Raw genomic sequence first — 23,896 nt, 5'->3', positions numbered from 1 at the left:
TGTCGGCGCAATAAAGCCCCGCAACACGATCATGGATGAAGGAAAAGTCGATCACCGCGTCGATCTTGCGCAGCAGGTGATCCTTCGGCACCAGACTGTCGAGCGTCACCATCTCAAGAGCCGTCTGGGTGGGGGCAGGTTTCTTCAACATGTCCCAATGAATCACAAACCCCCAGACGGTGCCAGGGGTTTGTCAGCAATCTGAGGGCGGGATTTCTCCCGCCCTTTCTTTTTTCAATTAGGCGCGTTCACGGCGCTGACCGTTGCCACCGCGCGACGGACCGCCGCGACGGTTTCCGCCGTTGCCTTCGCGACGTTCGCCGCCGTGGGCCTGCGCGCCACGATCTTCACCGTGTTTGCGGGCCGGGCGGCCGTGCGCATTGCGGGCGCCGCCGCCGGGATGATGACGGTTCTCGCCATTGGCATGGTTGCCATGCTGGGGGCGCTGCGGCTTGCGGGCCGGACGGAAGTCCGACGTTGCCGCCAGATCGTTGTCGGGGCCGGACGTCATCGGCGTAGCCTCGCCACGGCGCTGGCCGCGGAAGTCTTCGTTGCGCTGGGTTTGGCGCTCAGGACGCGGACGACGCTCGCGGCGCTCCTCATTGTTGGCGCGGACTTCGTCGCCAGCTTCAGGGCGCGGACGACGCTCCGGGCGGCCACCTGCACGATGGCCTTCGCCACGGCGCTCACCGCCACGGTTTTCACCACCACGACCCTGGCCGCGGTTGCCGCCATTGCCATTGCTGTTGCCACTGCCATTGCCGCGGCGCGGAGTGGCGTTCATGTTGGCAGGCGCTTCACCACTGGCTACAGCGATGTTGATGTTCATCAGGCGTTCGATGTCGCGCAGGAGACGGGTTTCGTCAGGTGCACAGAAGGCGATCGCGATGCCGTCACGACCAGCGCGGGCCGTACGGCCGATGCGGTGGACGTAGGCATCCGGAACTTCCGGCAGGTCGTAGTTGTAGACGTGGCTGACGGCCGGGATGTCGATGCCGCGGGCGGCAACGTCGGTCGCAATCAGCGTCTTGACGTCGCCGTCACGGAAGGCCTTGAGGGCGCGCTCGCGCTGGCCCTGGCTCTTGTTGCCATGGATGGAAGTGACCGAATAGCCAACGTGGTCGAGGTGCTTCATCAGCTTCTCGGCGCCGTGCTTGGTGCGCAGGAAGACGATCGCGCGTCCGTCAGGGTTCTCGGTGAGTGACTTCTTTAGGAGGTCCGTCTTGTCGTTCTTGCCGTTGACGAAGTGGACATACTGCTCGACCTTGTCGGCAGCCTTGCCCGGAGGTGTCACTTCGACGGTGACCGGGTCCGTCAGGTATTCGCCGGCGAGTTCGGCGATCGATTTCGGCATGGTTGCCGAAAACAGCATCGTCTGGCGCTTCTTCGGCACCATCTTGGCGATCTTGCGCAGGTCGTGGACGAAGCCGAGGTCGAGCATCTGGTCGGCCTCGTCGAGAACGAGGTAGCGTACGGCGGTGAGGCCGATGGCGCGGCGGGCGACGAGGTCGAGCAGGCGGCCGGGCGTGGCAACGAGGATGTCGGTGCCCTTTTCGAGCTGCAGCTGCTGCTTGTTGATCGAGACGCCGCCCACGACGACGTTGATGCGCAGGTGCGACTTGCGCAGGAAGTTCTTAAGGTTCTGGGCGATCTGGTTCACCAGTTCGCGGGTTGGGGCGAGGATCAGCGTACGGGTGGTACGGTTGTCCGGACGCCGCTCTTCAGGGATGATCTTTTCGATGATCGGCAGGCCGAAGGCGGCCGTCTTGCCGGTGCCTGTCTGAGCAAGGCCGATAAGGTCGCGGCCTTCGAGAAGAAGCGGGATCGCCTTTTCCTGAATGGGGGTCGGCTTTTCGATGCCGAGCTGGAAAAGTGTGGCGACGATCGGCTTGGAGATGCCAAGCGATTCAAAATTGGTCAAGTCATAACCTTTTTAGGGCGCGCCAAAAAAATCGGCCGGATCGCAAAATGCGGCCCGGTGTCATTCTGGCGTCAAGAACCCCGCGTGAAGTGGGAACTTGTCTTGTTGGAAAAAGCTTTCCAGCGCTTCTTGCCCGCGTCTTGGGATGCGGCCTGTACGAAATGCGCTTTTGCCCTTCTTCCTGCTCCTATTTGCTGGCAGGGGCACGCTCACGCGGCGGCCGGAAGGTGAAAGCTGGCCTGCATTTGGTCTAGTTGGGGCCAAAAGTCAAGAGCACAGGCTCAACGCCCACCGCAGCGACACCCTATGCCAGCGCCGTTCTCAGTAGCAGACCCGTGTCCGGTAAGCGTCGCCCCAACCGTTGTGCCGCCATACGATATGGCACCGAGGCGCGTAGTAGTACCGCGAATAAGGCCTGTAATAGCTCCGATATGCCGGCCTGTAGTAGCCCCCATAATAGGGTTGGTAGTACGGCCTATAGTAGGACCTGTAATACGGCCGATAGTACGGTCGATAGTATGGGCCCGGATAGCCGTAATAGGCGTAGGGGCGCCCAACCTGCGACAGCAGCAGGCCGCCGACTGCTCCAACGGCAACGCCTCCCCAGAAGTCATGATTGGCGTTCGCGGGCGTTGCCGGGATGAGGGTTGTACCCGTCAGGGTCAATGCCATTAAGCCCGCCGCCATGCTTTTATGAAGTACGGACATGGTCGTCTCCTTTCGTAGACGATGCTTGTTCCTGAAGCCGTCAGGCGAAACCGTTCGGGTATACGGGCCAACTGAACGAGTTCATTTTAGAAACGAGTGAAACTATACCACAGTTCCGCAGGGTTTATTCGGTTTGAACTGCTGCATCGCAGCGGCCGCGCCGGCGCTAGAGCACAGGTTACCTGCGTCCTGCAGGGTGCCGCTGCATTATGGTTAAAGGGTTGTTAAAGAGCGCCCGTTATACTTGCTCGATGAGTAAGCTTTTCCTGACTGAGGACCAACTTTGACATCGAGCGGGGACCTTCTCGAGCTGGCCTGCCGGCGGATCGCGGATCTGGAGCGCCCCGCCTATGTCAAGAACAGCGAGCTTCGCTATGTGGCCGTCAACGAGGCCTATGCATCCTTCTTCGGAAGGGAGATCCCTGATTTCATCGGCTGCCGGAGCCGAGAACTTATCGATACGCCGGAAGAGGAGGCCCGCGAAGACAAGGAGCGGCGCGCGCTCGTCTTCGCGAGTGAGGAAAGTGCCGTTTGTTTGGACAGCAGGGGCTTCGGGCGCGAGCGGGTGCGGATCGAGAGTTTCTCGCCGTCCGAAGACCGCGTCTATGTGCTCGGTATTTTTGAAAGGACAGCTCCACATCAAGACGGCGGCGATCAGCTGACAGGGGCCAAGCCGACCCTTTCGGCATCCGACTTGGCTCGCAGCCGGGCGCTGACGGACGATCTTGAAGGCATTCTTCGTGCTCTCCCAGTCGGTGTCATGATCCTCGACGAAGAGCGCAACGTCCTCTACGCCAATGACGAGTTCTACGATGTCTGGGATCTACCACGTGACGACCGCTTCGACGGCTTGGCCTTCATCGACGTCATCCGTCGCAATCACCAACTCGGTCGCTATGGGGACAGGCTCACGCCGGAGCAGATCCTTGCCCGGCGCGAGAAGCATTTTGCTGCGGAACAGCAGCCGCCAATAGAACTGGGCTGGGTTAACGGCAAGCGGGTCCTGTTCGAGGGCGGCCGCCTTTCCAACGGTCGCGTCCTGCTTTCCTATACTGATGTCACTGCGGTCCGCCAGCGGGAGAAGGAAATTCACGAAACGCGGGCGGCTCTCGCGCATCTCGGCGACTTGATGGAGGACGCGACACGGGCGATGTCGCAGGGCCTCTTGATCGTTCAGGACGGCAACATCCTGCTTGCCAGCGAGCCACTCAGCGAGATCCTCGCCATACCACCTGAATATCTCGCAGTTGGACGGGGGTGGATCGATCTGTTCCGGTTTTGCGCCGAACGTGGCGACTTTAACGGGCAGGAAGATGAAATCCTGCAGAGCTGGCGCGATAAGATCGCGGCCAAGAAGCCGATTTCGACGCCGTTCCATGTCGCCGGAGAGCGCTGGGTTAACCTGGATGCGACGATCAGCGAGCGGCAGCACTGGGTTGCGCTGTTCACCGATGTCACCGAAGCGAAGCAGCGTGAGGCCGAGCTTGAGCGGTTGCTATCCCGGGCGGAAGCCGCCGATCGCGTCAAGTCGGAGTTCCTGGCGAATATGAGCCATGAGATCCGAACGCCGATGAACGGCGTTCTCGGAATGGCCGAATTGCTGGCGAAGACCAATCTCGACACGCGCCAGAAGACGTTCATCGATATCATCGCCAAGTCGGGCAACGCCTTGGTGACGATTATCAACGACATTCTCGACTTCTCCAAGATCGACGCCGGCCAGATGACCCTCAGGCGCACGACGTTCGATTTGGTCGAGGCTATCGAGGACGTTACAACGCTCCTGTCTTCGCCGGCGGCTGAGAAGAACATAGAGCTGCTGGTGCGCGCGGCACCCGATTTGCCGTCGGCCGTGATCGGTGACGCCGGCCGCTTCCGCCAGATCATCGCCAATCTCGTCGGCAATGCCATAAAGTTCACCGAGCGCGGTCACGTCCTTGTGGACGTCGGCTTTACGCCGGGCGCGGAAGACGAAATCATGGCGCGCATCCGGGTCGAGGATACCGGCATCGGCATCCCGGGCGACAAGCTCGACTCCATTTTCGACAAGTTCTCGCAGATCGACTCATCCTCCACGCGTCGCCATGAGGGAACCGGGCTTGGCCTTGCCATCACGGCAGGGCTGGTCGACTTGTTCGGCGGCTACCTCGAGGTGGACAGCGAACCGGGGGAGGGCTCGGTCTTTACGGTAAACCTGCCTCTCACCGTGGCAGCGGCGCGCCTTGCTCCAAAGCCCTTGCCGGTCAACGTGACGGGTGCGCGCGTTCTCATCGTCGACGACAACGCGGTCAACCGACAGATTTTGGCCGAGCAGCTGGACCTCTGGGGCTTCGATGGGGCCGCCGCCGAGGACGGACCGGCGGCCATGGCAATAATCGCCGCAGCGAACGAGTTGGGCATCGAGATCGATGCGGTCGTGCTGGATTACCAGATGCCGGGCATGAACGGCGCCGACATCGCACGGAAGCTGCGCGCCGACAGCCGCTTTGAACGGCTGCCGATCATCTTCCTGACCTCAATGGACATTTCCGGGACGGAGAAAGAGTTCGCCGCGCTTAACGGTCAAGCCTATTTGATGAAGCCGGCGCGGGCCAACGTGCTGCGAAACACCATCGTTGACGTCGTGCGGGCAAGTCGCACGAAACAGATCGCTGCGGCGGGGAAGACGGTTCCGGAGGCAGCGCCGCCTCCGCTCGCCAAAGCTGAGCCTTCCGAATGGCCGCCGGCGGAGTTCATCGACGTGCTGGTTGCGGAAGATAACGAAGTCAACCAGATCGTCTTTACGCAGATATTGCAGGAAACCGGCCTCAGTTTTCTCGTCGTCGGCAACGGCGAGGAGGCGGTCGAGGCATGGGATCGCTGCGCACCACGCATCATCATGATGGATGTCTCGATGCCTGTCATGAACGGCCACGACGCGACGCGCGCAATACGCGATCGCGAACGCGTACAAGGTCATCGCGTGCCGATCATCGGAGTGACGGCGCATACGCTGGAGGTCGACCGCGATCTCTGCCTGGACGCCGGAATGGACGATTACATGTCAAAACCGATCAGCCCGGAACTGCTCGAAGAGAAGCTTGCGCTGTGGCTGCGCGCGAGCGAGCAGCACGCGGGGTCTAGGATTTGATGCCGCAGAGCATCTCGCGTTTTCCGGCAAAGCCGGCACGACGCTCCACCGCAAAGCCGGCGGCGATCAGGTTTCGTCGGACAAAGCCGGCCGCCGCATAGGTCGCGAAGGTTCCGCCTGGCTTCGTCTTCTCGCAGACGAGGCGCATCAATTCCTCAGACCACATGTCGGCATTGCGCGATGGGGCGAAGCCGTCGAGATACTAGGCATCGAAGCCGGCTTGCGCGGCCGCGACGCCTTCGAGAGCATGGCCGCGGATAACGCTGAGCGACGTCTGGTCATCGAGCCGCAGGAAGACGCTTGCTTCCGGCGTTTCCGGCCAGGCGGCCGCCAGGGCTTGCCGCTCGATGTCGATCTCGGCCCAATGAGAAAGCGCACGGTCGATTTCCCCACGCCGCATCAGATAAAGTTCAAACGACATGAAGTGTAGTTGCTGCCCGTTGCGCCGAAAGAGTTTCCATTGCCGCCACGTTTCGGCGAAATTCAAACCTGTGCCGAAGCCGAGCTCACCGATCAGGAAGTCGCCGTTATCCTGCCAGCGCTGCGGCAGACCGTTGCCGGCGAGGAAAACGTGTCCGCATTCCAGCCGGCCATCGGTCTGGCAATAAAAATGGTCGCCAAAGGCCGGTGAATAGGGCATATCGCCGTCGCGCCACTCCAGCGGCTGGTGGAGGCCAGCACTCTTTTCGGGATCAGTATCTGTCATGCCAAAAGCCGATAGTCCGACCGCGCGTTCCGGTCAATCATCGACTGCCCTGCTGATCATCGGTGGCGGTATCATGGGGCTATGGGCAGCGGTTCAGGCGGAACGCCTGGGCATCAATGCATGGCTCATCGAAGCCGGCCGGCTTGGTCACGGCGCGAGCGGCGGCCTGCTCGGGGCGCTGATGCCGCACATGCCGGACAAGTGGAATGCCAAGAAGCAATTTCAGTTCGATGCGCTCGTTTCTCTGGAGGCGGAGATTGCAGCGTTGGAACGGCAGACCGGTCTTTCCGCCGGCTATCGGCGCTCGGGCCGCCTCATTCCGCTGCCGAAGCCGCATTTGCGCGAGATCGCGCTCGGTCATTCCCGGGATGCCAAGCATCGCTGGATCGCCGGCGAGCAGCGCTACCACTGGCGCGTGCTCGACAAGCCTCCCCAGGACAACTGGCTGGACGCAGCGGCAGGTGAAAGCGGCTTCGTGCACGACACGCTTGCCGCCAGAGTCGCGCCGCGGTCGCTCATCGCGCTCCTAGCGGCATCACTGCGCGACGCACGGAGCGTCCGCGTTACCGAAAACGTTTCGGTCGATGATCTCGCTCTTGAGCGCAAGGTTGCGATTACCAGTGCAGGTGACATTGCTTTCAGACAGTGCATTGTCGCTGCCGGCCACCAATCCTTTCCATTGCTGCAGCGGTATACCGGTGGCCTTGTGAAGCCGCTGGGCCAGCCCGTCAAAGGCCAGGCAGCCCTGCTGAAAGTCGACATAGCCCCGTCCTTGCCGACGATCTTTCGCGACGGGCTGTATATCGTTGCGCATGAGGGCGGCCATGTCGCCGTCGGCAGCACCAGCGAGAATCGCTTCGACGAACCATTCTCGACGGACGAGCAGCTCGACGCGCTGCTTGAGGCATCTGCCCAATTGGTGCCGGCGTTGCGAGGCGCGCCCGTTGTTGAGCGGTGGGCCGGTCTGCGGCCGAAAGCGATCGATCGTGATCCGATGATCGGCGTCCATCCCGACCATGCCGGCCTGATCGCATTGACCGGCGGCTTCAAGGTCAGCTTCGGCCTGGCGCACCGTCTGGCTGCGGCAGCGATCCACCTCGCGGCCGGCCGCCAGCCGCCCTTCGCGCTGCCGGAAAGCTTCTTGCTCGCCAATCACATCTGCGTCGCTTCACGCTAAACGTGAATTAGCACCTCCTGCCTTTCGTTATTCTGTCATGCAAATCACCTATCTGCTAGCGCAACCGCGGCGCCGACGGAGGGCTGTGCCGTTTGTTCGACGGAGGAAATTGGATGCGCTATGCCATTTGCTTTACACCCGCTGCGAGCGACCCGCTTTCGCACGTGGCTGCAAACTGGTTGGGTCGAAACGTGTTCTCTGGCGAGATGGTCGAGCCGACAGCGATCCGCGGCCTGAGCATTCACGAGATTGCCTTCCATACGGCGCTACCGCGCCGCTATGGCTTCCAAGGTGTTCTGAAGGCGCCCTTCCGCCTCGCCGCTGACGTAACGGAGGCGCAACTTCTGCGGGATCTGATGCGCTTCTGTGGAACGCTGACGCCGTTTCACATCCATCAGCTTGAGGTGGCGAGGCTCGGTGTATTCTACAGTCTCGTTCCGTCGCGGCCTTGCGAACATGTCCACTATCTTTCCAGTGCCGTCGTTCAAGAGTTCGACCGATTCCGGGCGCCGTTGAGCGAGGCAGAAATCGAGCGGACGGACCCGGGTGGCCTGTCGGCGGCGCAGTTCGCCAATCTGTATCGCTGGGGCAGCCCTTTTGTGATGGACGAGTTTCGCTTTCATATGCCGCTGACCGGTCCTGTCAGCCACTGCGACATGCCACGGGTCGAGCAGGCGCTTCGGAACGCCTTCGAGCCAGTCCTCGCCGATCCCGTCAAGGTCGCCAATGTCGCGCTGATGGTCGAAGAGGGGAATGGCGGGCCGTTTAGCGTGCATTCGCTGCATCCGATGGGCAAGGTCAGCGCACGTCGAGATCGTGTTCCTACACTGGCCTAAGAGTTTGCGCCGCAAAGGCAAAACTCTGTTGCGTACTTTCCGTCTCGACATTCCTTCTCTGGATGCTACCGTTTCGCCGACTTTCAGGAAGGTGATTTCATGGTATCCGAAACTTATCCGCGCAATCTGATCGGTTACGGTCGCAACACGCCCGACCCGAAGTGGCCGGGCGATGCCTGCGTGGCCGTTCAGTTCGTTATCAATTACGAAGAAGGCGGCGAAAGCTGCATTCTCGATGGCGATCCTGCCTCCGAAAACCTTCTGTCGGAAATTGTAGGTGCCGCGTCCTGGCCGGGTCAGCGAAACCTCAATATGGAATCGATTTACGAATATGGCTCGCGCGCCGGGTTCTGGCGCTTGTGGCGCATGTTCACGGAGCTCAAGGTTCAGGCCACCGTTTATGGGGTGACGCTTGCTATGGCGCGCAACCCGGAGGCGGTCGCGGCCATGAAGGAAGCCGGTTGGGAGATCGCCAGCCACGGGTACCGCTGGCTTGAGTACAAGGACTTCCAGGAAGACGTCGAGCGCAAGCATATCCAGGAAGCCGTGCGCCTCCACACGGAACTGACCGGCGAACGTCCCTACGGAATGTACCAAGGCAAGCCTTCGGACAACACGCTGCGCCTCGTCATGGAAGAGGGCGGTTTCCTTTATTCCTCTGACTCTTATGCCGACGATCTGCCGTTTTGGGTGAAGGGTGTCGATGACAACCCGTTCCTGATCATACCCTATACGCTCGAGACGAACGACATGCGCTTTGCAACGCCGCAAGGCTTCAATTCCGGCGATCAGTTCTTCACTTACCTCAAGGATGCCTTCGATACGCTGTATGAAGAGGGGAAGGCCGGCAGCCCGAAGATGATGTCGGTTGGCCTGCATTGCCGTCTCGTCGGTCGTCCCGGTCGCGCCGCAGCGTTGAAACGCTTCATCGAATATGTGCTGAAGCACGACAAGGTGTGGATACCCAGGCGAATCGAGATCGCGCAGCATTGGCATGCCCACCACAAGCCGGAGACAATCTGATGCTTTCGCGGGACGAGTTCGTGTCACGCTACGGCGGTGTCTTTGAACATTCGCCGTTCATTGCCGAGCGTGCCTATGACGACGGTTTCGTCGGCGACGAACTGACGGTGGATCGTGTCCACACGGCGCTCGTCGCCATCTTCCGGGCGGCGAGTCCGGAGGAGCGGCTCGGCGTGCTGAGTGCCCATCCCGATCTTGCCGGACGTCTCGCGATAGCGGGTGAGCTTACCGAAGACAGCAAGAAAGAGCAGGCAGGCGCCGGGCTCGATCGGCTGAGCGCCGCGGAACATGGCCGCTTCACCGAGCTCAACACGGCCTATGTCGAAAAGTTCGGCTTTCCCTTCATCATCGCGGTTAAGGGCCTGAACAAGGATGACATTCTGGCTGCCTTCGAAAAGCGCATCGACAACACGCGCGATGAAGAGTTCGAAACAGCCACCGCACAGGTCGAGCGTATCGCGTTTCTGCGCCTTGAGATGATACTGCCGGGGCGTTGAGACAGGCAGCTCCTTGGTGCTTTTCTCTTTTGCGCCCGTGACTTATAGTTGCGCCATGAGGCCATCCGAAGTGCTGGAGAAGAACAGGCAGGCGATCCGCGAAGTGACGAAGCGCTTCAACGCGGCGAACCCACGTGTCTTCGGCTCCGTGGCGCGCGGCGAGGACCGGCCGGGCAGCGATCTGGATATTCTGGTGGATGCGCTGCCGGGCAGCACATTGTTGACGCTGGGCGGCTTGCAGGACGCACTGGAACAGATGATGCTGGGTACGTCCATCCATCTGCTGACGCCCGGCGACTTTCCCGAACCCGTGCGTATCCGTGTCCTTTCGGAAGCGAAGCCCATATGAGCCTCGAGCGAATTTCCTACCTGCTGGAGCGCATGCGGCAAGCCGCTACCGATGCCCATCAAATGGTCACCGATGTCAGTAAGGAGCACTTTCTGGCTGATATCATCCTTCAGCGGGCGGTCGGAATGAGCCTCCTGATGGCTTCGGAGATCGCTGCACAACTCATAAAGATCCATCCCGAGTTTATGGTAGAGCACCCCGAGTTCCCTTGGGGCGCGATGCGAGGCATGCGCAATCGTATTGCTCATGGCTATTTCGACATCGATCTCGACAAGATTTGGGCGACCGCGAAAGACGATGTTCCCGACCTGCTCTACAGACTTGACCTCGTGCGCAATTGGCGTGCCGAAGGCGAATAAAGACATGTCTCAAATCCTCGATATTGTTCCGCTGACCAAATCCGCCTTTGCGCCCTTCGGTGATATCATCGAAGCCGATCCGGTAACGATGCGCTATATCAACAACGGAACGACCGAGCGCTTCCATGCGCTTGCCGCTGCCGAAGCGGCAGGCGAGGGCGCGCGTGTCATCATCAACCTGTTTCGCGGCCAGCCGCGCCACTTTCCCTATGAAGTTGACATGATGGAGCGGCATCCGTTCGGCAGCCAGAGTTTTTCGCCTATCTCCGGCCGCCCCTATCTCGTCGTCGTCTCCGAGGACGAGGGCGGCAAGCCCGGTCGTCCGCGGGTGTTTCTGGCGCGGGGCGATCAGGGCGTGAACTATCGCCGCAATACCTGGCACCACCCGTTGATGTCGCTTGGCGCCGTAAGCGATTTCCTTGTTGTCGACCGCGAGGGACCCGGCAACAATCTGGAAGAATACTTCTTCGAAAGGCCCTTCATCATCAGCGAGCCGAGCCTATGACCGGACTGACCACCCACGTACTAGATACCGCGTCCGGCAAGCCGGCCGAGGGATTGCGGATCGATCTCTTTCACCTTGAAGGAGAGGTCCGTCGCCATATGAAGACGGTCAAGACCAATTCCGACGGCCGCGTCGACGGCGGGCCGATCCTGATCGGCGATAGCTTCAAGGCGGGGACTTATGAACTCGTCTTTCATGCCGGAGACTATCTGCGCGCCGAGGGTATTGCTCTGCCACACCCGGCCTTTCTGGATCTCGTGCCCATCCGCTTCGGTATTGCCGACGTCACCGCGCATTACCACGTGCCCTTGTTGATCTCGCCTTACGGCTATTCGACCTATCGCGGTAGCTAGGTGATGCGGTTTGCGGCGATCGCGGATGTACACGGCAACCATCTGGCGCTCGAGGCGGTGCTGGCCGATATCGCGGCGCAGGGCGTTACCGAGATCGTCAATCTCGGCGATTGTTTCAGCGGCCCGCTGACGGCAGGGCGAACTGCGGAGCTTCTGCGGGAGCGAGACATGCTAACCGTCCGCGGCAATCACGATCGCTATCTGATCGAACAGCGGCGCGAGGCCATGCATCTTTCGGACACGGCAGCGTTTGATCAGCTGACGGCGGACGACCTGCAATGGTTGCGCGGCCTGCCGACGAGCGCCGTTTATCGGAGCGAGGTCTACCTTTGCCACGCGACGCCTGCGAACGACAGCACCTATTGGCTGGAATCCGTGTCTACGGAAGGCCATGTCTTCCTGAAGCCGCTTGCAGAGATCGAGGCGTTGGCCACGGGCGCGGATTTCCCGCTGATCCTCTGTGGCCATAGCCATATCCCGCGACTGGTTCGCCTCAGCGATGACAGGCTGATCGTCAATCCCGGCAGCGTCGGCTGCCCGGCCTATGACGACGATCGACCGCATTACCACAAGGTCGAGACCGGCCACCCGCTGGCGTCCTATTGTATCCTGGAAAAGGGCGAGACCGGCTGGCTCCCTGCCTTCCGCACGGTCGCCTACGACTACATGGCCATGTCGCGCCTCGCAAATGAAAACGCCCGCCCGGATTGGGCAGGCGCGCTCGCGACCGGTTGGATGCCGTAGCTTCTTTTCTTACTGCCGACCGAGCAGTATGGAAGAATTGACGTCGTTGATGTCGCGCTTGCCGCAGAGCGCCATGGTGATGTCCATCTCCTTGCGGAGGATGCTGAGCGCGAGTGTAACGCCGTCCTTACCCATGGCGCCGAGGCCGTAAAGGAAGGGGCGGCCGATATAGGTGCCCTTGGCGCCGAGGGCGACTGCCTTCAACACGTCCTGGCCGGAGCGGATGCCGCCGTCGAGATGCACTTCGATCTTGTGGCCGACCGCATCGACGATTGGCTCCAGCATGCTGATCGAAGAGGGGGCGCCGTCGAGCTGGCGACCACCATGGTTGGAAACGATGATGGCGTCGGCGCCTGTTTCTGCTGCTGCCTTGGCGTCCTCGACGTCGCAGATGCCCTTGATGATCAGCGGGCCGCCCCACTGCTCCTTGATCCAGGCGACGTCGGCCCAGGAGAGCTGCGGGTCGAACTGTTCGGCGGTCCAGGAGGAGAGCGACGAGAGATCGGAAACATTCTTGGCGTGGCCGACGATGTTGCCGAAGCTGCGGCGCTTGGTCTGCAGCATGTCGAGGCACCAGAAGGGGCGTGTCGCCATCTGCCAGATGTGCTTCGGCGTGAACTTCGGCGGGGCGGAGAGACCGTTGCGCAGGTCCTTGTGGCGCTGGCCGAGGATCTGCAGGTCAGCGGTCAATACGAGAGCCGAGCACTTCGCCGCCTTGGCGCGGTTGATCAGGTTGAGCACGAAATCCTTGTCGCGCATCACGTAGAGCTGGAACCAGAATGGCCTGGTGGTAACCGAGGCGACATCCTCGATCGAGCAGATGCTCATCGTCGACAGCGTGAAGGGAACGCCGGCTTCTTCCGCAGCACGGGCTGCCAGCATTTCGCCGTCTGCGTGCTGCATGCCAGTCATGCCAGTCGGGGCGAGCGCCACTGGCATCGACACTTTCTGGCCGATCATGGTCGTTTCAAGTGTCCGGTTCGTCATGTCGACGAGGACGCGCTGGCGCAGCTTGATCTTGGCAAAATCGCTCTCGTTCGCCTGGTAGGTCGACTCCGTCCAGGCACCCGAATCCGCATAGTCGAAAAACATCTTCGGGACGCGGCGCTGGGCGAGGCTCTTGAGGTCGGCGATTGTGAGAGGAGTGGCCATGGATAAGACTTTCACATCTGAATAACGCCATGGCCCTTAACATGATTTCCGAGGCTTTGTGTATCTCTTTCGTCGCCTATGGGACAAGAATCAGGCTGCCTGCCGCCCGTCCTTCCTCAAGGAATTGCTGGGCTTCCGCAGCCGCCTCTAGAGGGTATTCGCGGGCAATTGTCGACGTTATGCCTGAAGCCAGCATTCCGACCACGGCTTCAGCTGCCGTCAGGTAGGCTGCAGTGTCCGTGATGTAAGCCATGACGCTGGGATGTGTCAGCGATTTTCCGGGGCGAAGCTCATCAACTGAGACAGGCGGGATCGGCCCGCCGGCCTGTCCGATTGTGGCGACGACACCGAAGGGACGAACGGCCGCTATGGATTTTGCCAGCATGCCGCCCCCGATGCCGTCATACGCGACATCGACGCCGCGGCTGTCCGTCAACCGCTTCACTGCGGCGACGACATCTGCGTCTCGGCCGATGATCAGATGGTCCGCACCGTAGCTGCGGGCGAGATCGGCCTTCTCCTCCGAACTCACGGTTCCGATGACTGTAGCGCCGAGATACTTTGCCCACCGCACGAGAATACTTCCAAGCCCGCCGGCGGCGGCATGAATGAGAACGGTCGTTCCGGGCTCGACGCGATAGGTCTTCGTCAAGAGCATGTACGCTGTCAGCCCCTTGAGCATGGACGCGGCCGCAACCTTTGAAGGTACGCCATCGGGCAGGAGAACGGCGCGGGCCGCCGGCAAGAGCCTTGTCGCGGCATAGGCGCCGACAGGCGCGCCGGCATAGGCTACGCGATCGCCGGGTTTCAGTCTCGTGACGGCGCTTCCAACGGCTTCGACAGTGCCTGCTCCCTCGACCCCGAGTACGGCGGGATAGGCCGGCAGGGCGTAGAGCCCGCGACGGTGGTAGATATCGAGGAAATTCATACCGATCGCGTCGTGACGGATGCGGATCTCGTTTGCGCCAGGCTCCTGCGGCTGCTGTTCTGATACCTGTAGTTGCTCGATGCCTCCTGGTGCGAGAAGCGTAACGGCCTTATCCATGAAACGTGCTCTCCGATTGCTGCTGCAGCCATCATCGCCCATGGCGTTATGGTCGAAAATTCCCTATCGTTTCTCATTGCATGGGAAAAAATGAACAATGATCGATTGGGAAAACCTTCGCTACTTCGCGGCGCTCGCTCGTGCCGGAACGTTGCTCGGAGCTGCGCGCGCCCTCGGAGTGGAGCACGCGACAGTTGCCCGTCGAGTGGCCGGGCTCGAGGAGCAGATGGGTGTGAAGCTGGTCGACCGGCGCGGTCGGCGCATCGTGCTGACGCCGGAGGGCGAGCGGGTGGCGGGCATGGCGGAGCGGATGGGGCAGGAGGCGCAGGCCATCGAACGCTTGGGGCTTGCGGCCGGCGCGACGCTTGCCGGCGAGGTCAGGATCAGCGCGCCACCGACGCTCGCGGCTGCAATGTTGCCGGCAGCGCTGGTCGCCTTGCGAGCCCGCCACCCAGATATTGGTATCACCATCGTCGGCGAGACCCGCTATGCGTCACTCGACAGGCGGGAGGCGGATATTGCGGTCCGCATGACGAAGCCGGAACAGGGCAATTTCGTCATCAGCAAGCTTGGGAATGTCGGCTTCGGCTTCTATGCCACGGCTGCCTATCTGGCCGCGACGTTGGAGGAACAGCGGACTTTCATCGCCTACGATGAAACGATGGCGAGCGCACCGCAGTCGATCCGGCTCGCCGACGCGACTGAGGGAAGGAAGGTGGCACTAAGGGCAACGACGCTGGAATTCCAGCTGGCGGCGGCGCGCGCTGGCGGCGGCATCGCCATGCTGCCAAATTTCATGCTGGCGGGTCGTGATGATCTCGTCGAGGCTATTCCTCAGCGGCAGCCGCTGACTCGGGAGTTCTGGCTCGTCGTCCATGCCGACATCCGCAACGTGCCGATCATCCGGGTTGTGATGGAGGCGCTGAAGTCGATTCCGTGGTCCGGCTAGCAGCTGCGGGCATTTCCGTGGGCAATAGCGCAGGTGGTTGGGGCTAAGAGGCGGCCTGAGCCGGCCGCCCCTAGTCAATATTCTTGCTTGGTCGGCCTGACAGGATCTCGTTGACGTCGACATCCTCCGGCTGGCTCATGGCGAAGGCAACCATACTCGCGAAAGAGTCGGCCGGGATCGCCATTGCGTAGACCTTGCGGACGCGCTCGGCGACGTCAGGTTCAGTGATGCTGTCGGGCAGCTCGGTCGCAACGGCGCCCGGCGAGATGATCGTCGTGCGGATGTTGAAGGGCTTTACCTCCTGCCGCAGCCCTTCGGAAATGATGCGCACGCCATGCTTGGTCGCGGCATAAACGGCGCCGCCCGGATTGACCTTGTGGCCGGCGACCGACGAGACGTTGATGACATGGCCACTCTTCTGCTGCTTCATATAGGGCAGCGCTGCGGCAATGCCGTAGAGCACGCCCTTGAGGTTGACGTCGATCATGCGGTCCCAATCCTCGACCTTGCCGCGCTCCAGCGGAGAGTGCGGCATCAGGCCGGCATTGTTGATGATGACGTCGACGCGGCCATGCAGCCGAACGGCGTGGTCGACCAGGCGTTTGACCTGACCGACCTTAGTTACGTCGGTCTCGACGACGGCGTCGCTGCCGAGGCCGAGTTCGTCGGCGATCGCATTCAGCCGGTCGAGACGCCGGGCGCCGAGAACGAGTTTGGCGCCGTCTCGCGCCAGGTGTCTGGCCGCCGCTTCACCAAGGCCGCTGCTCGCGCCGGTGATCACGACGACCTTGTCCTTGATACTGTAGTCATGACAGATCCTTTCCCTTCGCTTGGTCACCGCTCAGCGGTCGACCCTTGCCTGTAGGTGTGCCGGATAGCGGTCACCCTCGACCTTTATGCCGGCGAGCGCGGTTTCGATGGCGGCAAGGTTTTCCGCCGTCAGCTGCGCGGCAGCGGCGCTGATGTTCTCTTCCAGACGGTGCATCTTTGTCGTTCCGGGGATCGGAACGATCCAGGGCTTGCGGGCCAGCAGCCAGGCAAGCGCGATCTGTGCCGGGGTCGCGCCCTTGTCGCGGGCGATCTCGCCGAGGCGATCGACGAGCGCTTGATTGGCCTTGCGGGCTTCGGCGGAAAAGCGCGGAACGACGTTGCGGAAATCCTTGCTGTCGAAGGTGGTCGTCTCATTGATCGCGCCGGTCAGGAAGCCCTTGCCGAGCGGGCTGAACGGAACGAAGCCGATGCCAAGCTCCTCGAGCGTCGGCAGGATGTCCTGTTCTGGCTCGCGCCACCACAGCGAATATTCGCTCTGCAGCGCGGCGACCGGCTGCACTGCATGCGCGCGGCGGATCGTCCTGGCGCCGGCTTCCGAAAGGCCGAAGTGCTTGACCTTGCCTTCGCTGATCAGGTCCCTGACCGTGCCGGCGACATCCTCGATCGGCACGTCAGGATCGACGCGGTGCTGGTAGAAGAGGTCGATCACGTCGGTGTTGAGGCGCTTCAGCGCCGCATCGGCAACCTCTCTGATATGAGCAGGGCGGCTGTTCATGCCGCTCTGGCCGCCATCCGGGCCGAAGTTGAAGCCGAACTTGGTGGCGATGACGACCTTGTCGCGGAATGGCGCCAGCGCCTCGCCAAGCAGGGTCTCGTTCTTGTAGGGACCGTAGGCTTCCGCGGTGTCGAAGAAGGTGACGCCGCGTTCGAAGGCGGCGCGGATTAACTTGATCGCGTCCGCGGTGTCCATTGCCGGGCCGTAGCCATAGCTTATGCCCATGCATCCGAGGCCGAGCGCGGAGACTTCGAGGCCGCTTTTTCCGAGTGTGCGCTTCTGCATGGAATTTCCCTTTCCTAGCCCTGGTATTGTTCGTCGGTGACCGTTTCCATCCAGTCGACCACCTTGCCGTCGAGGGCTTCGGCGATCGCGATGTGGGTCATGGCTGTTGTCGCGGATGCGCCGTGCCAGTGCTTTTCGCCCGGTTCGAACCAGATGATGTCGCCGGCGCGAATTTCTTCCACAGGTCCGCCGTCACGCTGTGCGCGGCCGGTACCGGAGAGGACGATCAGCGTCTGACCGAGCGGATGGGTGTGCCAGGCGGTGCGGGCGCCGGGCTCGAAGGTCACCGTTGCACCGCCGACGCGTGCTGGCGCCGCCCCGTTGAACGGCGCATCGATGCGGACCGTCCCAGTGAAATAATCCGCCGGTCCCTTGGCGGATGGATCGGAGCCGTTTCGCTTGATTTTCATCTTTCGTCCTTTCGTGAGCTCAGGAGCGTGCTGCTCGGCCGACGTTCGGAAGAAGATCTAGTGCGGATGCTTTCCTGCGATTAGATGGTATAAACGGCATAAGCTTATGAGTGAGATTCATGAATGACGCGGCAATCGATCAACGACCTCATCGCCTTTCTGGCCGTGGCGCGGGAGAGAAGCTTCACGAAGGCCGCGGCCAAGCTCGGCGTGTCGCAATCGGCGCTCAGCCATACCGTCCGCGGCCTTGAAACACGCCTCGGCCTGCGGCTGCTGACGCGCACGACACGCAGCGTGTCGCCGACGGAGGCAGGCGAGCGTCTGCTGAGCTCGATCGGGCCGCGTTTCGATGAGATCGAGAGCGAGTTGGCTGCGCTCAGCGAATTTCGCGAGAAGCCGGCGGGTACGATCCGCATCACGGCGGGAGAGCACGCCGCTGACGCCATACTCTGGCCCGCGCTGGAGAGGCTGTTGCCTGATTATCCCGATATCAATGTCGAGATCATCGTCGACTACGGGCTGACCGACATCGTCGCCGAGCGCTATGACGCCGGCGTCCGCCTTGGCGAGCAGGTGGCGAAGGACATGATCGCTGTGCGCATCGGGCCGGACATGCGGATGGCTGTCGTCGGAGCGCCTGCCTATTTCGACCGGCAGCTCAAGCCGCAGGCGCCTGCCGAACTCACCGACCACAACTGCATCAACCTGCGCCTGCCGACCTATGGCGGGGTCTATGCCTGGGAGTTCGAGAAAGAAGGGCGAGAGGTAAAGGTGCGGGTGGAGGGGCAGTTGGTGTTCAACAACGCGCAGTTACGGCTGAACGCAGCGCTTTCTGGCCTCGGTCTGGCGTTTATGCCGGAGGCGCTGGTGTGGCAGCCACTGTCCGATGGACGGCTCGTTCGCGTCCTTGAGGATTGGTGTGCGCCGTTCCCCGGATATCATCTCTATTATCCGAGCAGCCGGCAGACGTCGCCGGCCTTCGCCCTGCTGGTCAATGCGCTTCGCTACCGGGGGTGAGGCATACGAAATTCGCCTGCTCGCTGCGGACGGATGCCGACCTCAACGGGCAGATCTCAGATCGCACTCTTGGCGGCGACGCCTGCCACATAGGTCTCCACGATCGCGCGGTCGTCGCCCATGGTTTGCAGCAGGAAGAGTTCTTCCGGCAGCGTCTTCACGACCTCCATCTTGAGCGCCATGGCGGGCGTTGCGGCGGCGTTGAGGACGACGATATCGGCGTCGGAGCCGACATCGAGCGTACCGATCCTGTCGGCAAGGGACAGTGACCGGGCGTTGCCCAATGTTATGTGATAGTAGCTCTCCAACGGGTTCAGGCGTTCGCCGAGCAGCTGCTGGATCTTGTAGGCCTCGTCCATCGTGCGCAGCATCGAATAGCTGGAGCCGCCGCCAATGTCGGTCGCGACCCCGATGCGCACCGGCTTTTCGCGGCGCGCAAGCGCCTTCAGCGGGAAAAGACCCGAGCCGAGGAAGAGGTTCGACGTCGGGCAATGCACCGCGACCGAGCCTGCTTCGCTCATCGCATCGGCCTCGCGATCCGAAAGATGGATGCAGTGGCCGAAGAGCGTCTTGTCGCCGAGCAGGCCGTAGCGCGCGTAGATGTCGGTGTAGTCGATCGCCTCGGGATAAAGCTCGCAGGTGAACTTGATCTCGTCGTGGTTCTCGGAGAGGTGGGTCTGGATGTGGAGGTCGGGAAACTCGCGGGCAAGCGCCTGGGTGGCCTCCATCTGTGCGGGCGTCGAGGTAATCGCGAAGCGCGGGGTGATGGCGACGTGGCAGCGCGCCTTGCCGTGCCAGTCCGCGATGATCTGGCGGGTCTCGTCATAGCCCATCTGAGGTGTGTCGAGCAGCCCCTGCGGGGCGTTGCGGTCCATCATCACCTTGCCGCCGATCATGCGCATGCTGCGCCTCAGCGCTTCTGCGAAAAAGGCGTCGGCGGAGGTCTTGTGGACGGAGCAGTAGGCGACGGCCGTCGTCGTGCCGTGGCGCACGAGCTCATCGTAGAAATGCGTGGCGATGCGCTGGGCGTGATCGCTTTCGACGAAGCGGCATTCCTCGGGGAAAGTATAAGTGTTCAGCCATTCCAGCAGGTTTGCCGCATAGGAGGCAATGACCTGCATCTGCGGGAAATGCAGGTGCATGTCGATGAAGCCAGGCATGATCAGATGAGGACGATGGTCGACGGTTACGGCATCGGCGGGGGCGTGCGGGCTCACCTTGTCATATGCGCCGCAGGCAACGATCAGGCCATCCTTGATCAGGAGGGCGCCGTCGCTTTCGTAGAGATAGCTTCCACTATCGCCAAGATCTTGGGGTGCGCGCAGGAAGGAAAGCAGGCGGCCGCGGAGGAGGGTATGTGTCATGGCTTTCTGTCTCTGTCGATTGTCTTCTTGTTGCGCCGTTGGCGTCAGGGCGCCGGCTGGGCGGCAATGGCCGCCGGAGTGTCGGCGCAGCCGTACATGGTCTTGTCTCCGAATGCCAGAACCGCGTTCAGCGTGTAGTGACGATCGGACATGCCGTCTGAGCAATCCCCTTTGGTCAGCGTCAGCTTGAAGGGTGCCGGCCCGTCGGCGATCGTCCACGTGGCGCGATCGTTCTCGATGACCGGACCGGAGTTGGCGCTTTTGACGTCCTCGATACCTGGACGGCTGAACGTGAGCCCGTCGGTGCGGATCTTGATCGCCCAGAAGGGCTCGGTGCCAAGGGCGTTCAGATCGCCGGAAAAATTGCCAGCGGCTGGTGCCGCGCCGCCCTCCGATCCCGAAGCATTCGCTCCGCTCTGCCCGCAGGCGGTCAGGGTGGCGGCGAGGAGCAGGGCGCGAAGGGCGGCTGAGATCATTCCTGTTTGCCTTCGACTGCGCTTTCGAACCAGGCGACGAGCAGCTTGCGCTCATCCGGGGTGATATCGGTAACGTTGCCGGGCGGCATGGCGTGGCTGCGGCCCGCCTGTATATAGATCTCGCGCGCATGAGCGGCAATTTCCGCATCGGTTTCGAGGACGACGTCCTTTGGCGGCCGCGCTAGCCCTTCATAAACCGGTTCGGCGGCATGGCACATGGAACAGCGCGTGCCGACAAGCTGCTTGACCGCGGGGAAATGCGGGTCGCCGGCGAATTGCTGAAAGGCGGGGGCAACCGCTTGCGCATCCTTCTCGCCGGTTAGCACCTGCGGCACCGTGGACAGCCACATGATCAGGATGAAAAGGATCACGGTGACGATCCAGGTCCAGGTCGGGCGGCCCTTCCTCGCATGCGTCGTGTTGAACCAGTGGCGGATGGTGACGCCCATCAGGAAGACGAGGGCGGCGATTACCCAGTTATAGGCGGTGCCGAAGGCCAGCGGATAGTGGTTCGACAGCATGAAGAAGATCACGGGCAGCGTCAGGTAGTTGTTGTGGAGTGAGCGCTGCTTGGCGATCGCGCCGTACTTGGCATCGGGCGTGCGCCCGGCGATCAGGTCGGCGACGACGATCTTCTGGTTCGGGATGATGATCATGAAAACGTTGGCCGACATGATCGTTGCCGTAAAGGCGCCGAGATGCAGGAAGGCGGCGCGGCCGGTAAAGAGCTGCGTGTAGCCCCAGCCCATGAAGACGATCACGGCGTAGAGAACCGCCATCAAGCCCCAGGTGTTCTTGCCGAGCGGCGACTTGCACAAGAGGTCGTAGATGACCCAGCCAACCGCAAGCGAGGCGAGCGAGATCAGGATCGCGACCGGAGCGGTAATGTCGAGCACATGGCGGTCGATGAGGAAGAGATCGGCGCCGCCATAGTAGACGATGCAGAGCATCAGGAAGCCGGAGAGCCAGGTAAAATAGCTTTCGTATTTGAACCAGGTCAGGTGCTCGGGCATCTGCGCGGGCGCCACCAGATACTTCTGGATGTGATAGAAGCCGCCGCCGTGAACCTGCCATTCCTCGCCATAGGCGCCGGGCGGAAGGTGCGGCCGCTTCACTAGGCCGAGGTCGAGCGCAATGAAATAAAAGGACGAGCCGATCCACGCAATCGCGGTAATGACGTGAAACCAGCGGGCCGCAAAAGCCAACCATTCCCACGCTATGGCATATTCATACATAGAGTTCCCCTGTTCTTCCCTCGACTCGTCACTTTGCAGAAAGACGCGCCCGGAGGAAAGAGGATTGCGGTTACTCGGAGCTATTGCCGAGAATAACGTAGAGCCGATCACGGTAACGAACTTTTGAAAAGGCGGCGTGCGATCCGTCCGCGCACGCTCGAGGCTCGAAACCTGCCGGTAGAGCCAGGTGGTTCCCTTCATGTTCGTTGAGGAGATCAAGGTTGCGGGAGCGACCTACCCGGAGCATGTCGACGTGGGAGCCGGTGATGGACAGCACCGCCCAACTGCCTTCGTCGCCCTTGTAACCGATCGTGTCGAGTGTCTCGTTGACCTGTCCCGGCCCTCGAACGCGAAGAAAATCCGATCCTGATAAGGCTGCAATACATAAACCATATCAACGCCGTTTTCCGGGCTGCTCACCTTGCGGACCTCGCCGACGTCGATCGCCATCAGATCCTCTACCTGAAGCCTGCGCTCCTGGGCATGCAGCGCGAGCGGCATCGAGACAAAGCATACTAGGCCAACATGTCGACGTTTTTTCATTGGATGCTCTCTGTGCCGGCGACGCTCGGCACTCTAGAGACCGCTTGCCGGCTGTCGAGAGGTGGGCGCGCGAAATGGTACGGCGCCCCGAACAAAGGGGGCTGTCAGCGCCGCTGTGCAGCATGGAAAGTGGCTTGAAATGTCACGTTTCGATTACAATTTCATTTTGAGGCCGTCGGGCTGAGGTGGAAACCGCTTCGTCCCGGCGGCGCTTTCATCAACGGAGATGATGCCCATGCGCAGCATTCTTGTGTGTGTGATGATTGCATTCGCATCCTGTGCTTACGCGCATGATGCGCCGTCGGGCTGGAGCTATGAGCCGTTCTGTTGCAATGGTGACAGCGAGACCGGCGACTGCCAGATGATCCCACCAAAGAGCGTAGCGATCACGCCGCACGGCTATCGAGTGACGCTGCTGCCGGGGGATCACCGGCTTGTCACGCATGCGCATGTGTTCCTTCTTCCCATGGGCAAGGCGATGCGTTCGGGCGATGGCGACTACCATCTCTGCCTGTTCCCGAACGAGGATACGCCGCGCTGTTTCTACGCGCCACAGATGGGCTATTAGCTGCCGTCGATCCCGGCGGCGTTCATTTCCGCAAGAATCCAATTTCGGAATGCCTTGATCTTGGGGACGTTGCGACGGTTCTCCGGATAGGCGAGCCAATAGCCTCGGCCATCGGTGCATTGCAGTTCGAATGGGCGGATCAGCTTCCCGCTTGCAAGCTCTTCCGGATAGAAGTCGGGCGTCAGGATCGCGACACCCTGGCCGGCGACGGCAGCCGCGGCCTCATAGGCCTGAGCGCCGTAGAAGCTTGTGCTTCGCTTCTCGAGGCTGGGAATCGGTACACCAGCTGCGTCCAGCCATTGGTGCCACCAAGGATCAGTGGGATCGAAAATCCGAAGCTTCAATAGGTCGGCGGGCTCATGAATGCCGCCAATGCTTTCCGCGAGTGCCGGGCTCAGCATAGGCGTGAAGTAGACGTCCATCAGTTTGTCCGCCCGCAGGCCGGGCCACTCGCCCCTGCCTGAGCGTATGCCGACATCGACCGCTTCGCGGCCGAAATCGACCAGCGAATCCGAAGTGCTGAGCCGTACGGCGATATTCGGATTGGCGAGCTGAAAATTGCCGAGCTTACGCGCAAGCCATTGGGACGCGAATGTCGCCAGGCAGGTGATCTGTAGCGTTACCTCCGTTTCGCCGCGTGCCTCGGCCATCGCGAGTTGCAGCATTTCGAAGGCTTCTGTGACCTGTGGAGCCAGCCGTTCTCCAGTCTCGGTCAGACTGATGTGACGTGGACGACGCAGGAACAGCGGCTCGCCGACATTCTCCTCCAGCAGCTTTATCTGGTAGCTCACGGCAGTCTGAGTCATGCCGAGTTCTTCGCCCGCGCGCGTAAAACTGCCGAGCCGCGCGACCGCCTCGAAGACCCGCAGGGCGTTCAACGGAAACTGCTTCGACAGCTTCATGGATAAGTTCTCTTTATGTGGTCCGACGATTGTTCGATTGGAATTGCAGCATTTATTGGCGCAATCTGCAACTCAACGGATCAGATTATTGAGGTG

General features: G+C 61.5%; 23 protein-coding genes and 3 pseudogenes. 13 read left to right on the top strand and 13 right to left on the bottom strand.

What is annotated here, in order from left to right; translation table 11 throughout:
• From AF71_RS20465 to AF71_RS20455, 3 genes and pseudogenes are all read right to left on the bottom strand, one after another.
• Positions 1-151 (bottom strand): annotated as a pseudogene (locus tag AF71_RS20465) (IS5/IS1182 family transposase); the annotation flags it as partial.
• A gap of 87 nt (positions 152-238) precedes the next feature.
• Positions 239-1,921, bottom strand: coding sequence for a DEAD/DEAH box helicase (locus AF71_RS20460; protein ID WP_169682806.1), 1,683 nt, complete (start codon positions 1,919-1,921; stop codon positions 239-241).
• 321 nt (positions 1,922-2,242) lie between these two features.
• Positions 2,243-2,629, bottom strand: a complete 387-nt coding sequence (locus tag AF71_RS20455; protein WP_082728539.1) for a hypothetical protein — start codon at positions 2,627-2,629, stop codon at positions 2,243-2,245.
• Positions 2,630-2,912: 283 nt separating this feature from the next.
• On the opposite strand from AF71_RS20455, the gene AF71_RS20450 reads away from it, so the two are divergent.
• Positions 2,913-5,759, top strand: coding sequence for a response regulator (locus AF71_RS20450; protein ID WP_018857510.1), 2,847 nt, complete (start codon positions 2,913-2,915; stop codon positions 5,757-5,759).
• Here the strand turns inward: AF71_RS20450 and mnmD are convergent.
• Positions 5,749-6,465: pseudogene (gene mnmD, locus AF71_RS20445) on the bottom strand (tRNA (5-methylaminomethyl-2-thiouridine)(34)-methyltransferase MnmD). The gene AF71_RS20450 and the pseudogene mnmD sit on opposite strands and share 11 nt — an antisense overlap.
• Here mnmD and AF71_RS20440 point away from each other — a divergent pair.
• The 9 genes from AF71_RS20440 to AF71_RS20400 all read left to right on the top strand — a co-directional run bounded on the left by AF71_RS20440 (position 6,464) and on the right by AF71_RS20400 (position 12,308).
• On the top strand, positions 6,464-7,642 hold the full coding sequence (locus AF71_RS20440; RefSeq protein WP_018857512.1) for an FAD-binding oxidoreductase: 1,179 nt from the start codon (positions 6,464-6,466) through the stop codon (positions 7,640-7,642). The pseudogene mnmD and the gene AF71_RS20440 sit on opposite strands and share 2 nt — an antisense overlap.
• A 113-nt stretch (positions 7,643-7,755) precedes the next feature.
• Positions 7,756-8,478 carry a DUF1045 domain-containing protein gene (locus tag AF71_RS20435; RefSeq protein ID WP_018857513.1) on the top strand — a complete coding sequence of 241 codons (723 nt, stop codon included), beginning with the start codon at positions 7,756-7,758 and terminating at the stop codon, positions 8,476-8,478.
• A 99-nt stretch (positions 8,479-8,577) separates the two neighbouring features.
• Positions 8,578-9,501: an allantoinase PuuE gene (gene puuE, locus AF71_RS20430; protein WP_018857514.1), complete on the top strand. Its 924-nt coding sequence runs from the start codon at positions 8,578-8,580 to the stop codon at positions 9,499-9,501.
• Positions 9,501-9,998, top strand: a complete 498-nt coding sequence (gene uraD / locus AF71_RS20425) for a 2-oxo-4-hydroxy-4-carboxy-5-ureidoimidazoline decarboxylase (RefSeq protein ID WP_169682804.1) — start codon at positions 9,501-9,503, stop codon at positions 9,996-9,998. The genes puuE and uraD overlap by 1 nt, the downstream gene beginning before the upstream one ends.
• A gap of 55 nt (positions 9,999-10,053) precedes the next feature.
• Positions 10,054-10,347: a nucleotidyltransferase family protein gene (locus AF71_RS20420; protein ID WP_026371822.1), complete on the top strand. Its 294-nt coding sequence runs from the start codon at positions 10,054-10,056 to the stop codon at positions 10,345-10,347.
• Positions 10,344-10,706, top strand: a complete 363-nt coding sequence (locus AF71_RS20415; RefSeq protein ID WP_018857517.1) for a HepT-like ribonuclease domain-containing protein — start codon at positions 10,344-10,346, stop codon at positions 10,704-10,706. The genes AF71_RS20420 and AF71_RS20415 overlap by 4 nt, the downstream gene beginning before the upstream one ends.
• Positions 10,707-10,710: 4 nt before the next feature.
• Complete coding sequence (locus AF71_RS20410) at positions 10,711-11,211, top strand: ureidoglycolate lyase (RefSeq protein WP_018857518.1); 501 nt, start codon at positions 10,711-10,713, stop codon at positions 11,209-11,211.
• Positions 11,208-11,564 carry a hydroxyisourate hydrolase gene (gene uraH / locus AF71_RS20405; RefSeq protein ID WP_018857519.1) on the top strand — a complete coding sequence of 119 codons (357 nt, stop codon included), beginning with the start codon at positions 11,208-11,210 and terminating at the stop codon, positions 11,562-11,564. Before AF71_RS20410 ends, uraH begins: the two co-directional genes overlap by 4 nt.
• 3 nt (positions 11,565-11,567) lie before the next feature.
• Positions 11,568-12,308 carry a metallophosphoesterase family protein gene (locus AF71_RS20400; protein WP_026371823.1) on the top strand — a complete coding sequence of 247 codons (741 nt, stop codon included), beginning with the start codon at positions 11,568-11,570 and terminating at the stop codon, positions 12,306-12,308.
• A 9-nt stretch (positions 12,309-12,317) separates the two neighbouring features.
• On the opposite strand, the gene AF71_RS20395 is transcribed toward AF71_RS20400, so the two are convergent.
• Entirely contained in the window at positions 12,318-13,460 is a 1,143-nt protein-coding gene (locus tag AF71_RS20395; RefSeq protein ID WP_018857521.1) for an alpha-hydroxy acid oxidase, read from the bottom strand.
• Between the two features lie 76 nt (positions 13,461-13,536).
• Positions 13,537-14,505, bottom strand: coding sequence for a quinone oxidoreductase (locus AF71_RS20390; RefSeq protein WP_113471113.1), 969 nt, complete (start codon positions 14,503-14,505; stop codon positions 13,537-13,539).
• 97 nt (positions 14,506-14,602) lie between these two features.
• Here AF71_RS20390 and AF71_RS20385 point away from each other — a divergent pair, with 97 nt between their 5' ends.
• A complete protein-coding gene (locus AF71_RS20385) occupies positions 14,603-15,454 on the top strand; it encodes a LysR family transcriptional regulator (protein ID WP_018857523.1) in 852 nt (283 codons plus the stop codon).
• Positions 15,455-15,528: 74 nt separating this feature from the next.
• Here AF71_RS20385 and AF71_RS20380 read toward each other — a convergent pair.
• The 3 genes and pseudogenes from AF71_RS20380 to AF71_RS20370 all read right to left on the bottom strand — a co-directional run bounded on the left by AF71_RS20380 (position 15,529) and on the right by AF71_RS20370 (position 17,695).
• Positions 15,529-16,271: pseudogene (locus tag AF71_RS20380) on the bottom strand (SDR family oxidoreductase).
• Between the two features lie 24 nt (positions 16,272-16,295).
• The gene (locus tag AF71_RS20375) at positions 16,296-17,285 is read right to left on the bottom strand and encodes an aldo/keto reductase (RefSeq protein WP_169682802.1); all 990 of its coding nucleotides are present in this window, start codon (positions 17,283-17,285) and stop codon (positions 16,296-16,298) included.
• 14 nt (positions 17,286-17,299) lie between these two features.
• Positions 17,300-17,695: a cupin domain-containing protein gene (locus AF71_RS20370; protein ID WP_018857525.1), complete on the bottom strand. Its 396-nt coding sequence runs from the start codon at positions 17,693-17,695 to the stop codon at positions 17,300-17,302.
• 123 nt (positions 17,696-17,818) lie between these two features.
• On the opposite strand from AF71_RS20370, the gene AF71_RS20365 reads away from it, so the two are divergent.
• Positions 17,819-18,712, top strand: a complete 894-nt coding sequence (locus AF71_RS20365; protein ID WP_025660448.1) for a LysR family transcriptional regulator — start codon at positions 17,819-17,821, stop codon at positions 18,710-18,712.
• A 56-nt stretch (positions 18,713-18,768) separates the two neighbouring features.
• Here the strand turns inward: AF71_RS20365 and guaD are convergent, their stop codons facing one another.
• From guaD to puuD, 3 genes are read right to left on the bottom strand one after another with little or no spacing between them, the layout of a single operon-like run.
• Positions 18,769-20,076 carry a guanine deaminase gene (gene guaD / locus AF71_RS20360; RefSeq protein ID WP_018857527.1) on the bottom strand — a complete coding sequence of 436 codons (1,308 nt, stop codon included), beginning with the start codon at positions 20,074-20,076 and terminating at the stop codon, positions 18,769-18,771.
• 44 nt (positions 20,077-20,120) lie between these two features.
• Positions 20,121-20,552, bottom strand: coding sequence for a hypothetical protein (locus AF71_RS20355; protein WP_169682800.1), 432 nt, complete (start codon positions 20,550-20,552; stop codon positions 20,121-20,123).
• Entirely contained in the window at positions 20,549-21,787 is a 1,239-nt protein-coding gene (puuD, locus tag AF71_RS20350) for a urate hydroxylase PuuD (protein ID WP_018857529.1), read from the bottom strand. Before puuD ends, AF71_RS20355 begins: the two co-directional genes overlap by 4 nt.
• 778 nt (positions 21,788-22,565) lie before the next feature.
• Here puuD and AF71_RS20345 point away from each other — a divergent pair.
• A complete protein-coding gene (locus AF71_RS20345; protein WP_018857532.1) occupies positions 22,566-22,898 on the top strand; it encodes a hypothetical protein in 333 nt (110 codons plus the stop codon).
• Here the strand turns inward: AF71_RS20345 and AF71_RS20340 are convergent.
• Positions 22,895-23,800, bottom strand: coding sequence for a LysR substrate-binding domain-containing protein (locus tag AF71_RS20340; RefSeq protein WP_018857533.1), 906 nt, complete (start codon positions 23,798-23,800; stop codon positions 22,895-22,897). The genes AF71_RS20345 and AF71_RS20340 overlap by 4 nt on opposite strands.
• Positions 23,801-23,896 lie beyond the last annotated feature (96 nt).

Source organism: Rhizobium sp. 57MFTsu3.2 (assembly GCF_012932765.1).
Classification (GTDB): Bacteria; Pseudomonadota; Alphaproteobacteria; order Rhizobiales; family Rhizobiaceae; genus Rhizobium; species Rhizobium altiplani.
Note: the sequence above shows the minus strand (reverse complement) of the source record. Positions and strands in the feature narration are given on the sequence as shown.

Excerpts from the sequence above, each read along its gene's own strand:
- uraH (WP_018857519.1), top strand. The coding sequence starts at position 11,208 with ATGACCGGACTGACCACCCACGTACTAGATACCGCGTCCGGCAAGCCG.
- puuD (WP_018857529.1), bottom strand. The coding sequence starts at position 21,787 with ATGTATGAATATGCCATAGCGTGGGAATGGTTGGCTTTTGCGGCCCGC.
- uraD (WP_169682804.1), top strand. The coding sequence starts at position 9,501 with ATGCTTTCGCGGGACGAGTTCGTGTCACGCTACGGCGGTGTCTTTGAA.
- AF71_RS20440 (WP_018857512.1), top strand. The coding sequence starts at position 6,464 with ATGCCAAAAGCCGATAGTCCGACCGCGCGTTCCGGTCAATCATCGACT.
- AF71_RS20400 (WP_026371823.1), top strand. The coding sequence starts at position 11,568 with ATGCGGTTTGCGGCGATCGCGGATGTACACGGCAACCATCTGGCGCTC.
- AF71_RS20455 (WP_082728539.1), bottom strand. The coding sequence starts at position 2,629 with ATGTCCGTACTTCATAAAAGCATGGCGGCGGGCTTAATGGCATTGACC.
- AF71_RS20375 (WP_169682802.1), bottom strand. The coding sequence starts at position 17,285 with ATGCAGAAGCGCACACTCGGAAAAAGCGGCCTCGAAGTCTCCGCGCTC.
- AF71_RS20435 (WP_018857513.1), top strand. The coding sequence starts at position 7,756 with ATGCGCTATGCCATTTGCTTTACACCCGCTGCGAGCGACCCGCTTTCG.
- AF71_RS20390 (WP_113471113.1), bottom strand. The coding sequence starts at position 14,505 with ATGGATAAGGCCGTTACGCTTCTCGCACCAGGAGGCATCGAGCAACTA.
- AF71_RS20385 (WP_018857523.1), top strand. The coding sequence starts at position 14,603 with ATGATCGATTGGGAAAACCTTCGCTACTTCGCGGCGCTCGCTCGTGCC.
- guaD (WP_018857527.1), bottom strand. The coding sequence starts at position 20,076 with ATGACACATACCCTCCTCCGCGGCCGCCTGCTTTCCTTCCTGCGCGCA.
- AF71_RS20415 (WP_018857517.1), top strand. The coding sequence starts at position 10,344 with ATGAGCCTCGAGCGAATTTCCTACCTGCTGGAGCGCATGCGGCAAGCC.
- AF71_RS20410 (WP_018857518.1), top strand. The coding sequence starts at position 10,711 with ATGTCTCAAATCCTCGATATTGTTCCGCTGACCAAATCCGCCTTTGCG.
- AF71_RS20355 (WP_169682800.1), bottom strand. The coding sequence starts at position 20,552 with ATGATCTCAGCCGCCCTTCGCGCCCTGCTCCTCGCCGCCACCCTGACC.
- puuE (WP_018857514.1), top strand. The coding sequence starts at position 8,578 with ATGGTATCCGAAACTTATCCGCGCAATCTGATCGGTTACGGTCGCAAC.
- AF71_RS20345 (WP_018857532.1), top strand. The coding sequence starts at position 22,566 with ATGCGCAGCATTCTTGTGTGTGTGATGATTGCATTCGCATCCTGTGCT.
- AF71_RS20340 (WP_018857533.1), bottom strand. The coding sequence starts at position 23,800 with ATGAAGCTGTCGAAGCAGTTTCCGTTGAACGCCCTGCGGGTCTTCGAG.
- AF71_RS20370 (WP_018857525.1), bottom strand. The coding sequence starts at position 17,695 with ATGAAAATCAAGCGAAACGGCTCCGATCCATCCGCCAAGGGACCGGCG.
- AF71_RS20365 (WP_025660448.1), top strand. The coding sequence starts at position 17,819 with ATGACGCGGCAATCGATCAACGACCTCATCGCCTTTCTGGCCGTGGCG.
- AF71_RS20395 (WP_018857521.1), bottom strand. The coding sequence starts at position 13,460 with ATGGCCACTCCTCTCACAATCGCCGACCTCAAGAGCCTCGCCCAGCGC.
- AF71_RS20420 (WP_026371822.1), top strand. The coding sequence starts at position 10,054 with ATGAGGCCATCCGAAGTGCTGGAGAAGAACAGGCAGGCGATCCGCGAA.